The organism is Rhodoferax saidenbachensis (assembly GCF_031457975.1).
GTDB lineage: Bacteria > Pseudomonadota > Gammaproteobacteria > Burkholderiales > Burkholderiaceae_C > Allorhodoferax > Allorhodoferax saidenbachensis_A.
Window position 1 is genome coordinate 46,657 of sequence record NZ_JAVDXO010000005.1, and the last position, 12,141, is coordinate 58,797.

Below are 12,141 nucleotides of genomic sequence, written 5' to 3' on the forward strand. Positions count from 1 at the left end.
ATTCCGCAACACCCGGCAACTTTGGTGGTGCGGGCAAGGCTTTGGAAACGTCTGGGACTTGCACGTTGATCGTCTGACCTGCCATCTTCTGCCCGATCTCCATACCAACCAGGAAAAGCAGAACGCAGAGCAAGATGACACACACCGCGGCCAGGGTCACCATTCGCGGTGTCATTGAAAATGTGTATTGCATGCGCTAGTAACCTCACTTTAGGGAACCATGACGGTCGTCTGTCCTGGTACCAGGATCTGGATCACACCACCCCAATTGCACATTAACTTGGAAGAGTTTTGTAAACTTGGCATGCCTCCCACCAGTACGGTAGGAGCGCCCGGTGCCCAAGGCGCAGCGGTGACAGGAATACATGGCATAGGGGTCAACACACCGAGTGCCGCCGCCGTCGCAGCGGCCACCATGGGATTCGCCGGGCAGTTGCACATGCCAAACGGCAGGATGTTGACCATGGGCTTGTTGTCCATGATGTTGGCCGCCGGGGTGCCCGTCAGGACTTTGTTGGCGGGCAGCACCATCAGCGTACCCGGCGCTGCGCCAAAGCTGCACTGAAGATTGGCGCCCATGGCTACTTGAATCCCCATGTTCAGCCTTTCACCAGTTGTTCGAGCCGCTGCATTATGCCGGGCTTGGCACTGGCGCTGTGCATTTCGTCACCATTCTGATCGAAACTGCGCAGAGCAGATACTGGCTTGCCCGCTTTGTAGTCCTGCATCTCCAGAATCTTCCCATCGGGCCAAAACCGTGTCACGGTGCCATCCAGCAGATTGTCTTTGTAGAAGGCCTTTTGCACGGGTTTTCCGTCGCGGTTGAAATCCACCGCCTCTCCGTTTTGCACCCCTCCGCGGTAAGCCACTTTGCGAACCATACGGCCCTCGTTCAGATAAACAGCCTCGCCTTCGAGCAGCCCTTGCACATACATCTGCTTGGAAGAAATTTCGCCTGCCTCGGAATACATGACACTTGGGCCGTGCAGTACTCCCCGCTGGTAGTTCTGCTCCATACAGAGTCGACCCGCTAGGTAAACACGCGTCAGACCATGCTGCACACCCGCTGAATAACTGGCCTCTTGCAACAAGCGACCTTGCTCATCCCGCGTCGTCAGCCCCCCATCCAGAACCCCCTCGACGTAAGTGGCCTTGAGCAGCGTGATTCCGTTGGTACCAAACGCACTGAAGTCACCATGCAAGATGCCCGCCCGCAGACCGGAGCGCTGTGTCAGTCGCCCCTCAGCATCGAACTGCTCAATGGTCTCCGTCGTGGCGGTGGAGGAGGTTGCGTCCATATCAGTTGATCTTCACCATGCCGCCTTTGAGGGTCAGCATGCCACCGCCATCGACCGTTTGTGTCGCAGACGCTTTGTTGTTGACCATGGCCCCTTCATTGTCCAACGTGGTACCCGCTTTGTTCTTGAGTCCGGTGCCCGCCTGATTGGTCAGCTCCGTTCCGGCCTTGTTGGTCAAGGCTGTACCCGCCTCATTGGTGAACGTGGTGCCGGCCTTGCTCGACACACTGCTGGCTGACTTGATGGTGATGGAGCCGGTCACATCAATCAGCAAGTCTCCTGTCACCTTGAGCTCGTACTTGCCACTGACCACCTGCTTGAAATCTGCTTTGTTGGTGTGTGTTTCGTTGCCGGTGATGGTCAATTCCCGCGTGCCCTTGACGTTGTGGGTTTCCTTGCCGGTCTGAACATCCACGGTGCGGTCGCCTTTTTCCAGCGTGTGGATCTCAGCGCCCTTGTGGAGCATGGTGGTTAGATCGTTTTCAATCTCCACCTTCATGTCTTTTTGGGCGTGAAAGTAAAACTCCTCGGAATCTTTTTTGTCTTCCATGCGCATCTCATTGCCGGCAGCGCCTTCTTTTGAGGAGCGCGACTTGATCGTGCTTTGGGTCTGCATCGATGGCAGGGTCACCGGTGGCGCGTTCTCCGCGTTGTAGACGCTGCCCGTCACTAGCGGGCGGTCCGGGTCGCCGTCCACAAAGCTAATGACCACTTCCTGCCCAATCCGGGGCAAGAACAAGCTGCCCCAGCCCTTACCGGCCCAGGACTGCGCAACCCGCACCCAACAAGAACTTTTGTCGTCCTTGGCGCCCAGCCGGTCCCAGTGGAACTGCACCTTGATACGCCCGTGTTCATCCGTCCAGATTTCCTCTCCTGACGGTCCGACCACGAAGGCTGTCTGGCTGCCTGACACCCGTGGCAAGGCGGTGTGCCGCGGAGTGCGGTACGGCACCGTGGCGTCAAACGCTTCAAACGCATTGCAATACTGCGCCGCGCTGGCCCAGTGCGTCACCGAGCGCAACACCAGTGCCGTGTTGAGCGCGGTGCGGGGATGGTCTGTCAGGTTGAATTTGGTACCCGCCGTCAGCGGATAGCTGTAGCTCGTACCGCGACAGATCACGCCCTGGTTCTGGCTCGCCTGCGAACGCACCGTAGCGCGCTGAGTGCCGTCCGCAGCGACGACATGGTTGCCAGGATAGACAAACTGTTTGCCTTTGCCGAGGGTGCCGTCCACTTCGGCTTTCAGCGCCGTGGTGGGTGTGAGGTAATTGAAATCACCGAACTCGAATTTCTGTGACACCAGCCGGCTCTCCAACTCCAGCTGGTTGACGATGGTCATGCGCCGACGGCCATCCTGGTCCGGAAAATACTTCAAGTCGGTGGCATCGGTGCACGCCTTGTGCGCGCTGGCGGCATCCGCCAGCACCATGGTGTGCACGCCATCGGCAAACGTGAAGAAGTAGAAGATACCTTCTTCCTCCATGAGCCGGGAGATGAAGTCGAACGCAGTTTCATCGTACTGGACGCAGTATTCGCGGACACCGTAGGTACCAGTGAGTTTGGCATCAAACACCACGGCAAAATCCCCCAACACCTCCTTGATGATGTCGGCCGCTGTCTTCTTCTGGTAGATCTTGCGGTCGCGGCTGAGTGTCAGCAGCCACAGGGTAGGGACCATCTCTGCGGTATAGAAGGAGAACGCGTCGTCCCCTCCCGCATACAGAAAGCGGGAGGCAATACCACTGAAATAGCGCTTCGGCCCCTTGGGCACCTGAAGTTTGACCGTGATGGTCGCGCCTACGATGGTGGCAGGGTCCAGCGTCGCCTTGGCTGCGCGCATCGTCAGCGAAAACTTGAACGGCTGGGAAAGCGCCTCCACCCCGTGGAAAGTATCCAGAATCAAAGCATCCGCGCCGAACGGCGTAGTCACGCTCATCACGGAGTTCTGTTGGGTAAATCCCTCGCGCATTGCCGGTCAGTCCTCGGATGTCAGTGCAAAGTCGAACTGAAACTGATCCGTACCATCCAGCCGCACAACCACGGCATTGAAGTCATCCGCCGTGGCAATGCACTCCAGCACGCGCCGCGACAACTCCGGCAGCAAGGCATGCGACAGGATGTGATCCACATTGCGGGCACCACTGTCAACCTCGGTACAGCGGGCGACGATGGCATTTTCCACCTCCGCACCCCAGGTCAGCACGGCCTTGTGGTTGTTGGCAAAACGCTGCGCCAGTTTGGCGAGTTTGAGCCGCACAATGGCGCGTATCTGCGCGTCTCCCAGGGGGTAGTAGGGCGCCAGGGTCAAGCGCCCCAGAAAGGCGGGGGAGAACTGCCGCAGCAATTCTGGGCGCAGCGCTTCCACCAATGCGCTGGCAGAGGGGCGCACGTTGCCCGCACAGGCCTGGGTAATGACGTCCTGTGCCGCGTTGGATGTCAACAAAATAAGCGTGTTCTTGAAATCGATCTGCACGCCTTCGCCGTCTTCCATCGTGCCTTTGTCAAACACCTGGAAGAACAACTCCAGCACATCCGGATGGGCTTTCTCCATTTCGTCCAGCAGCACCACGCTGTACGGTCGACGCCGCACCGCCTCTGTCAGCACACCGCCTTTGCCATAGCCGACATAACCAGGTGGCGCACCCTTGAGGTTGGAGACCGAATGTGCCTCCTGGAACTCCGACATATTCACGGTCACCATGTTGCGGTCGCCGCCGTACATCAGATCGGCCAGTGCATAGGCGGTTTCTGTCTTGCCCACACCACTGGGGCCCACCAGCATGAAGACACCGACCGGTTTGCCCGGATCATCCAGGTCCGCGCGAGAGGTGCGCACGCGCCGGGCGATGGCATCCAGTGCCGCGTCCTGCCCCACCACCCGCTCGGCCAGGCGCTCCTTGAGGTGCAGCACCGTGTGCAACTCATCCGCCAGCACCTTGCCAATGGGGATGCCCGTCCAGCCTGACACCACCGCCGCCACCGCCGCCGAATCGACGTAGACGGGGACGAGGGGCTCATCACTGCGGATGGCTTCCAGCCCCTTCTCAAGCCGTACCAGATTGGCGGAGGTCCATCCCACATCTTCACCACTGTCGACGGGGGTGTTGGCATCTGCCTGCTGGGCAAGACGGCGACGCAACACAATGATCTCCGCAACCGCCCGTTTTTCTTCCGCCAGCTTCTCGTCCAGTCGTTCCTTATCCTGCTTGTACCGGGCGATCTCAGCCGTCAGGCTCTGGATGGCACTGGCATGGTCTCTGCCCGCAGCACTCTCGCGCCTGTAGATCCGCAACTGAACCTCGGCGTTGGCAATCTCTCGCTCCAAATTCTCCAGCTCCGGCGGCAAACCACTCTGACCGACCGCTACGCGAGCGCACGCCGTGTCAAGCACGCTGATGGCCTTGTCCGGCAACTGGCGGCCGGTGATATAGCGATGGGACAGCTTGACGGCATCACGGACAGCGTCGTCCACAATCTCCACGTTATGGTGCTTCTCCAACGTGGCCACCATGCCGCGCAGCATCTCGATGGCGACCTCTTCCGTGGGCTCGTCGACTTTGACTACCTGAAACCGCCGCGCCAAGGCCGGGTCACGCTCCACATACTTCTTGTATTCAGCCCAGGTGGTCGCAGCGATGGTGCGCAACTCGCCCCGTGCCAGCGCAGGCTTAAGCAGGTTGGCGGCATCGCCCTGACCTTCCGCCCCACCCGCACCAATCAGTTGATGGGCTTCGTCAATGAACAGGATGATGGGTTGCGCCGACGCCTTGACTTCGTGGATGACAGACTTCAAGCGATTTTCAAACTCACCCTTGATGCCAGCCCCGGCCTGGAGCAGCGCCAAGTCGAGTGAACGTACCGACACATTTTGCAGCGCAGCGGGCACCAGCCCTTGCACCACGCGCTGCGCAAAACCTTCGACTACGGCCGTTTTGCCAACACCAGCTTCACCCGTGAGAATCGGGTTGTTTTGGCGGCGGCGCAGCAACACGTCGATAAGCTGGCGAATCTCAGCATCTCGGCCGCGAATGGGATCAATCTGTCCTTGCCGTGCCCATTCCGTCAGGTCTACGGTGTATTGGTCCAGCGAAGGCGTATTTCCATGGGTACCCGAACGACTCGGCATCTGTGCAGCTGCCCCTGCCCCTGCACCAGCCGCAACCGCAACCGCCGGTATCGCGCCGCTAACGATGTTGCCTGAGTGACTGCGGCTGTCCTCGCTGGAGCCACGCAACCATTCGGGCAAACCATTGCGCAAAGATTCGCGCGGGATTTGCAAGAGTCCGGGCGCCGACTCCAACAACACGCCGCGCACGGCATCCACCTCCAAGGCAGCCAGTAGCACCGTCCCGGAGCGGATCCGTTGCTCGCCCAGAAGCATGGAACTCAGCAACCAGGCTTCCTGCAACAAAGGAGCCAAGTGGGGCGAGAGGGCCGGGGTTCGTGCATTGCCGCGCTTGAAATGGTCCATCGCCTGCTGCAACTGCTGCGCAATGGCATCGGGTTGGATCGCGAAGTGAGCCAGCAGCACCTTCCAGTCGGGCGCGTTACTGTCCATGAGCATGAAGAAAAAGTGCTCGACTTCGACGTTGTAATGCGTGTGTTGAACGCAAAGCTCGGCTGCACGCTCCAGAGCGCGCTTGCATTCCGGGTTCAATTTGCCAAGAAGGGTGCGGGTGTCTATTTCCACGGTCAGGCGCCCTTCTTCATTGTGGCGCTGCCGCAGACTCAGCGAGCTTGAAGCGCACTGGCGGCAAATCCACCAAAGAGGCTGGCCGCGAAACCAACCAAGAGGTCCAACCCAGGCGCAAGGGCTGCTGGGCACTTAGCGCAGCACGCGGCAAGTCGTCAGGTCGAACCTGCAACACGATTTCAACGTCGAGGTCTTGTGACAGGTAGCGGCGCACCATCCAACCCAGCAATGCGTGCTCGCTGCCTCCCTTTAGCAGTTGCTGCAAGCGAGGCAGCCGCAGCCCATGGAATGTGATGCAAACACCGGCACTTTGATCCCAGACCCGCTGACCCAAGGCGGCCGAGCGACCAAGCCTGGGCGATCTCCCTCGCCCACCAAGACGCAGCACATCCGCGGGCTCCAGCAAACGCCAGCCACCACAAAATTGCCTGGCCGAAGCACGCACGTCCAGGCGATGGGACAACATCGCCAGCAAGCCAGCGATCGACCGGGGTGCACCACCCAACAAGCCTGCGTGCTCAAGCCATCCAGCATCACCATCTGGCGCACGCACGCCAGCCTTCAGTCCCAGTGCGCTAAGTGCATCCAGGCAGGAGGCCAGTGGTGACGCCGCCGGCGCCAGGCCATTGAGCCCCATGTTGTGCTTCTTGCGGCTACGGTACAGAAAGGCCAGAAAACGGTGATTGAAGATATCGAGAAAGTCTGCTGTGGCGTAGTCACGCGCGGCATTGCGCTCCAATACCATCTCGGTAAATGGCAGGGGCAGCGGACCCTGCGCTCCCGCAAGCGACAACACGGGTGTGCGCAAGACAAACGGTGCACTCTGCGAATCGTCCTCGCTCACGTTGCTGACGTCGCTGGCCTGAAAACCCAGAGAGACCACAGAGCGCAAACGCACAGGCAGCTGCATCGCGTCGCGCTGCGGCGTCGGTGTTGGCTCACGCGCACGGACTTCACGCTCCAGCAGGCTAATGGCCTGAAAGAGGTTATAGCCTTGCGGCTTGGCCACCAGTCCTTGGACTAGAGAACCAGCTGGCGGCCGCTCATCGGTTCCCATTGTTTCCATATCTCATCACCGCGGTACACCCGCAATTGCACAAATGAATTGACCGAGGTGTACAAGGCAAAAAAGCGAGCCAGTGCCGCCGACATGAGAAGCCGCGACCCACCCACAAAGGCCTCTTCGTCAAACTCCAGCGAGATTTCCGTGCCCCGGCAGTACCCGCGCCAAGCCTCGGTCCCAATATGGCCCGTGACACTGCGCGCCTTCAAACTGCGAATACCCCGGATCTGCTCGTGGTCACGCGTGCTATCGGATGCAAAAAGCCCCAACATCTCACGCAACTGGTCTTTGCCGGTGGAGCCATCTACCAACGACTGATGGCTCAAAGTCAACAGCGAGACCAACCGCCAAAGCGTTTCACTGCCCAGCGGGGGGTTGCGCTGCGAGGTGGGCTCATACAGGCAGCGTACGGCGGCAGTGTCAGAGATGCCTTCCGCCACCATGCGCGCGTTGCGGGGAACCTGCTCAGCCAACCTTCTGTTGGTGCACAGCACATTGGCGTAGACCACGGGTTGCGGCGGTGTCGTCAGCGACTTGGTCTGATCCACAAACGAAAGGAATACGTCAGTGCCGGAGATGTCGTGACGCAAACTTTGTTCTCGTCGGGCAGACCAATAACAGGTCGGAGCACCGGCTCCCGCATGGCTCAGCGCGGCGAAGCTGGGCACAACAACGGGGCGTTGCGCGTTTGGATCGGATGCCGTGACCGACACAATGGAGTGCACCTCTGTACTGGCTTCGCGCTGGCGGTCGGCTACCAAACGGTATTCATAGTGCTTCTGGTCGATCAACAGGGGCTCACTGGTCCGCGGAAACAGATTGATGATAGGTGTGCATCCAAGTTGAAATTGGTCCGCATCAATACCTGCAATTCCCCGCGCGGGCTGCCCCATGACCAGACGCACCTCAAAGCGCCGCCCCTTACCCAGTCTGCCGCGCAAATTGCAAAGGTCAAAAAAGTGGAACTTGTTCGGAAACGCAAAATACTCCTGCATCAACCCATATGCGGGCTGTGCGTTGGGCGGCAGTGGCAATACATTCTCATCCTCGCCATAGCCCACTTCTCGCCATGAGTTCGCAGGAAGGAATCGGGTGGGTTCGCCCTCGGGAGTGAGGCTCACTGTCGCTACGTCAGCCACCAAAAACTCGTAGAGCGGAATCGTCGTCATCCAGTCGCCGTGCAGGTGAATGCGCAGGGAGTCGATTTCCAACTCAGCAAAATCTGCGCCGACACCGCACTCAAAGGTCAGCCGCACGGCATTGCTACCGCCCTCCAAAACGGCAGCGGTCACGCTGACAGGCCACAGCACCGAATGCCAAGCCGTGCGGAAGCGGCATTGCTGACCATCCGACGCATTGGCATAGAGTGCCGAATGCTGAGGCACCTGAAAACCGGAGGTGACCTTGCCCTGCGTCGGGTCCAACTGAAATTGGGCAATGGACATAGAAGGCACTGGCTGCACCAGAGAGGGACACAAATTGTCCAGCAGCGCAGCCGCGACCTGGGGGAACTCGCGGTCCAGGTCCTGGTGCACACGCGCTGCCAAAAAAGCGACGGACTCAATCAGCCGTTCGGTATGCGGATCCAAGGACTCTGAACCATGCAAGGCCAAACTAGACGCCACTTTGGGATAGCGCGCCGCAAAGTCGGAGCCTTGCTCGCGCAAATAGGTCAGTTCACGCTTGTAGTACTGGAGCAGATCGCTGTGTATGACTTCAGCCACCGTCAATTCGCCTTTGCCAAGCCGCCGTGGCGTGGGTCAATTTGAAGTTCAAAATTCAGGGGGCGCAACTTCATGTCGATGGTGACCGCTCCGGTAATTGCCACCCGCGTCGTCGTGTCGGTCGCAGATGACGCGGCCCGCACCACCACATTTTTCAAACGGGGCTCGTACATGGCAATCGCCCTAGCAATTGCAGACTGCAGCAAGTCCAGGTCGGACTGCGAGCGCGATGACAAGGCAGACATATCCGGTATGCCGTAATCCAGGGTGGTTCCGCTGCTCTCCAGAAACTCGCGCACCAGCAATTTGGACCGCGTGTTCAACAAACGCGACAGCTCTCGCCCAATCGAGAGCTCAAGTTGAGCCGGCGACATGACCTGCCCGAATTGGCCGGACTCACCGCCCTGCAAGCGTTCGAAGAGCGGAATGCTGGCACCACGGATGAGTTCTGCCATTCAAAAAATCCCTCATCCGACTAGTGGGTGCCAGACGTCCCGCAAGACGCTTGCCTTTGGTTAGCCGCCAGCGGCGGATTTGTTCTCGCGTGTCTTCATATCCCACGAGAAGTTGGCCGTACCTTCGGCAGTACCTTCGGGCTTCTGCTTCGTGTACGTTGCATCGATCGCAGTGAAATTGATACTAAAACTTTCATGAGGCAGGTCGCCGTGACCAGAACCAGATGTCGAGATGCTCGAAATCATTGCATCACTCAAGGTGTAGTTCACCAATTCCAATTGCTCGTCGCCATCCGTACGCGTCACGGTCAGAATCACTTCCCCAAGATTCTTGTTGCCAGCACACGCCTCCGCAAGCAACAAAGAAGCAACGTCCATGGTTTTTGAACAGTTCATTTCGGAAATCTGTACACCACCGCTTGTGCGTTCGCTATTACCAGCATTGGACGTCAATGAGTTTGCCACCCCCAAACTAAAGGAGTCGAGCATGATCCAGTCTTCATAACCTTTTTCTGTGCAATTGCCGCTAATAGTGTCAATACTTAGGTACAACATAAATGATCCAAACAGGTTGAGTTAATCAAAAAGGCTTCAGACCGCAGGTGCTGGCAGATCCGCCACCAGACGGATGGAGGCAGTCAACTCTTCCATCTGGAAATGCGGACGCAGGAACACTACGGCACGGAAGGCGCCTGGCTTGCCGGGCACTTCCGATACATCGATGCGCGCTTGATTGAGCGGGAAGCGTGCCTTCATGGCCTGCGGCGCCCCCTCGTTGATCAATACATACGCCGAGATCCAGTTGTTCAGGTAGATCTCTACCTCCCCACGTGTCTGGAAGCTGCCGACCTTGTCACGCATGATGACTTTGAGGTAGTGCGCAAAGCGGGAGGCCGCCAGCACATAGGGCAGACGGGCCGACAACTGGGAATTGGAATTCGCAGCGTCCTTGTCATACAGCTTGGGCTTGTTGACGGTTTGGCCACCAAAGAACGCTGCAAAGTTGGAGCCTTTGGAGTTGACGATGGCAATGAAGCCTAGATCGTTGAGTTCCTTTTCGCGGCGATCGGTAATCAGCACTTCGGTCGGGCACTTCAGCACCACATCGCCTTCGTCGGTCTTGAAGGCATGGGCAGTCATGCCCTCGACTTTGCCCCCACCCTCCACACCACGGATGGCGGTAGACCATCCGTACTGGGCATAGGCATCGGTAATGCGCAAACCCAACTGGTACGCCGAGTTGGCCCACAGGTACTTGGAGTGGTCTTTGCCATCCACGTCTTCTTCAAAATTGAAGTTGTCCACCGGGATGGTCTTGGCGCCATAAGGCAAGCGCGCGGCGTAGCTTGGCAGCACCAGGGAAACATAACGAGAATCTTCCGAGTCGCGGAAGCCACGCCACGTGGCCAGCTCTGCACTTTCGAAAATCTTGGAGAGGTCGCGCGGAACACCCAGTTCGGTGAACGACTTCATGTCGAACAAGGCGGGGGCTGCGGCTGCAATGAAGGGCGCATGGGCCGCTGCAGCCACTTTGGAGATGCGCTCCAGCAACGCCAAGTCCTGGGGATGGCGGCCGAATTGGTAGTCACCGATCAGCAGCGAGTAAGGATGGCCGCCAAAGGTGCCATATTCTTCCTCGTACACCTTCTTGAAGAGCACGCTCATGTCGTGGTCCACCGCGGACTCCAGATCCTTGAGCAATTCTTTCTTGGTCACGTTCAGCAGGCGCAGCTTCAGGCGCGTACTGGTTTCGGTGCCAAACACCATGTCGTGCAGACCGCGCCACGAGGCTTCCAATTTCTGGAATGCGCTGTCATGCATGATGGCATTGAGCTGGTCAGACAGCAGCGTGTCGATCTCTGCAATCCGCTCGTTGATCATTGCGACCACGCCCTTGTCCGGGCTGGTTTTCATGCCTTCGTCCAGAATCTGCGAGGCAAACTGGCCGATCAATTTCTTTGCGTAGGGGTTTTGGGAAGGCTCCACCGCCATATTGCCCTCCACCACGATGCGGTCCAGAAGACCCAGTTCGCTGGTGGTGCCGGCGGCGCCTGCGCCACCCGTTTCTTGTGTAGTTGCCATGTCAATCACCGTTCCAAATGTTGAAGCACGTGCGCTTGCACGAACCTAAAAGCTGTTAAGACGAAGAGGCGTCCGACGCTGGTGCATCGGCATTGGCCTGGGACTGGATCGTTTTGAGCTCTTCCGTGCTTTGGACGATGTTTTCAAGGAGGCTGTCGAGCTCATCGTTGCCGTCGAGTTTGGCCAGCAAGTCGCGCAATTGCTGGCGTGCTTCCAGCAATTTAGCCAGACGGGGAACCTGGCGAACAATGGCTTCCGGGTGGAAATCGTCGTACTCTTTGAAATTGAGTTCGACCTTGATATTGCCTTCACCCTTCATCGCATCGGGAACGGAGAGGTCCAGCCGGGGTGCGATTTTGGCCATGATGCCGTTGAAGTTGTCACGGTCGATTTCGACAAATCGGCGGTCCTTCATCTTGGGCAGGGCAATGGCTGGCTGACCAGACAGGTCGGCCAGCAAGCCCACCACCATGGGCAGCTCTTTCTTTTCTACCGCGTCGCCAATTTCAACGTCATAGGTGATTTGGACCCGTGGTGGACGGTTGCGACCCACCCAATTTTGCAAACTATCAGACATAGATTCCCCTCAAAAAGGTTAAAAAACGTAGTCACAAGGGACCGCAATCGTCACCACAACAAAATGAAGCGCAAAAACGCAGCATCCGAGGAGAGGCTTTGTACACCACTCTTCCTTGCTATGCAACTAATAGTAACTATTAAAACATCATGCAGCATCTGTAACAAGGCCGAATGCTGCAAATTCGATCGCAAAAGCGCTCAATACTCCGTCGATTTTCTATTCCACTCGCGTATATCCAATGCTAAA

Annotated in this window: 10 protein-coding genes; all 10 read right to left on the bottom strand. The window is 58.2% G+C overall.

All coding sequences use genetic code 11. The features are described from left to right. Positions 1-210: 210 nt before the first annotated feature. The 10 genes from J2X15_RS12015 to tssB are packed head-to-tail and all read right to left on the bottom strand — an operon-like array spanning position 211 to position 11,892. Positions 211-597: a DUF4280 domain-containing protein gene (locus J2X15_RS12015; protein WP_310343123.1), complete on the bottom strand. Its 387-nt coding sequence runs from the start codon at positions 595-597 to the stop codon at positions 211-213. A 2-nt stretch (positions 598-599) separates the two neighbouring features. After that, a complete protein-coding gene (locus J2X15_RS12020) occupies positions 600-1,298 on the bottom strand; it encodes a toxin-antitoxin system YwqK family antitoxin (RefSeq protein ID WP_310343126.1) in 699 nt (232 codons plus the stop codon). 1 nt (position 1,299) lies between these two features. Continuing rightward, entirely contained in the window at positions 1,300-3,234 is a 1,935-nt protein-coding gene (locus J2X15_RS12025; RefSeq protein WP_310343128.1) for a type VI secretion system Vgr family protein, read from the bottom strand. 39 nt (positions 3,235-3,273) lie between these two features. Next, complete coding sequence (tssH, locus tag J2X15_RS12030; protein ID WP_310343131.1) at positions 3,274-5,988, bottom strand: type VI secretion system ATPase TssH; 2,715 nt, start codon at positions 5,986-5,988, stop codon at positions 3,274-3,276. A gap of 16 nt (positions 5,989-6,004) precedes the next feature. Beyond that, positions 6,005-7,057, bottom strand: a complete 1,053-nt coding sequence (tssG, locus tag J2X15_RS12035) for a type VI secretion system baseplate subunit TssG (RefSeq protein ID WP_310343133.1) — start codon at positions 7,055-7,057, stop codon at positions 6,005-6,007. Beyond that, positions 7,012-8,778 carry a type VI secretion system baseplate subunit TssF gene (gene tssF, locus J2X15_RS12040; RefSeq protein ID WP_310343595.1) on the bottom strand — a complete coding sequence of 589 codons (1,767 nt, stop codon included), beginning with the start codon at positions 8,776-8,778 and terminating at the stop codon, positions 7,012-7,014. The genes tssG and tssF overlap by 46 nt, the downstream gene beginning before the upstream one ends. A gap of 2 nt (positions 8,779-8,780) precedes the next feature. Continuing rightward, a complete protein-coding gene (gene tssE / locus J2X15_RS12045; protein WP_310343134.1) occupies positions 8,781-9,233 on the bottom strand; it encodes a type VI secretion system baseplate subunit TssE in 453 nt (150 codons plus the stop codon). A gap of 60 nt (positions 9,234-9,293) precedes the next feature. Beyond that, positions 9,294-9,788, bottom strand: a complete 495-nt coding sequence (locus J2X15_RS12050; protein WP_310343135.1) for an Hcp family type VI secretion system effector — start codon at positions 9,786-9,788, stop codon at positions 9,294-9,296. A gap of 36 nt (positions 9,789-9,824) precedes the next feature. Next, the gene (tssC, locus tag J2X15_RS12055; RefSeq protein WP_310343137.1) at positions 9,825-11,315 is read right to left on the bottom strand and encodes a type VI secretion system contractile sheath large subunit; all 1,491 of its coding nucleotides are present in this window, start codon (positions 11,313-11,315) and stop codon (positions 9,825-9,827) included. 55 nt (positions 11,316-11,370) lie between these two features. Continuing rightward, positions 11,371-11,892 (bottom strand): type VI secretion system contractile sheath small subunit, encoded by a 522-nt coding sequence (tssB, locus tag J2X15_RS12060; protein ID WP_310343140.1) that lies wholly within the window; start codon positions 11,890-11,892, stop codon positions 11,371-11,373. Positions 11,893-12,141 lie beyond the last annotated feature (249 nt).